Genomic DNA, 1,010 nt, shown 5'->3' with positions numbered 1-1,010 from the left:
GACCTGACCGACTGGACCCGCCCGGCCAAGGACCTCCGCGCGGACGCGGACTTCGACCTGGACGAGTACATCGATCGCATCGAGACACGCACGAACGGCCTTCTCATCACGCCGCAGAAGGAGGTGGCATGGTGACGCAGAACAACGACCCCCTCAAGGTCGCGAACGACCTGTGGAAGCGACCAATCGCGCACCTGCCCGCCGTCGCGGCCGCATTCGCCCTGCAGATGCGCTCTGCCTGAGGAGCGGCCGTTGAGGGGCGACGCCTCGTCGGACTCTTCACCCTCGGGGATCCGCATCTGTACGACGCGGTGCCTCTCCCCCGCCCGGCCAGCCGTCGGGATCGTCCGCCATCGGGTGCAGTGTCCCCAGACGCTCCCTTCCAGGATTCCGACTCTCCCGGCTTGGCCTGCGCCGCGCCTTCCACGGGCGCCTTGAGTTCGCAGTCGAACTAGGCGCTGGTCCCGCCGCCCGGTACGAACAGCACCTCGGCGTCGGACTCGGGCCCGGTGGGGATCGTCGTCTCCGCTCGTGGCGGCCTGGTCGCTGGGGATGAAGCTCTCGTGGGGCTTGATCCAGAGCTTGTCGAGTGCGGGGTCCAGCAGCACTCCAAACAGCGGCTCGCGTGTCGAGGGCTCGACGACGTCGTACTGAGCGAGGAGGGCCCGAACTGCTCGACGTCGGGAAATGCCCGCACTGAGCGACGTACCCCTCGGCGGCCGCCGCGTAGTCCACGGCAGGGAGGACGACTCCGGTCCCGCCGGCGCGGCCTGCTGAACGGTGCCGCCGAGCCCGCCCGCTGAGACCTCGTGCACCGCGACCGGGCGCTCAGCTTCCGCCTCCCACTCCCCCGTCCGCTGGTGCCCGATCTCCTCGACGGAGACGACGAACAGCACCGGGATGACCGCGTGCATCGCGGTGCCCAGCGGATCGGGCCAGGAGGCGGCGCCGTTGAACGCGATCGTCGCGGCCGTCAGCAGCCACGCCGTCTGGCGCAGCATCGGGAACGG

General features: G+C 70.1%; 1 pseudogene. It reads right to left on the bottom strand.

The features are described from left to right. Nucleotides 1-860: 860 nt before the first annotated feature. Nucleotides 861-1,010, bottom strand: a pseudogene (locus ACZ7HQ_RS46015) (DUF2637 domain-containing protein); the annotation flags it as partial.

The organism is Streptomyces sp. NPDC037290, assembly GCF_055603245.1.
This window is presented reverse-complemented; position numbering and strand designations above follow the sequence as displayed.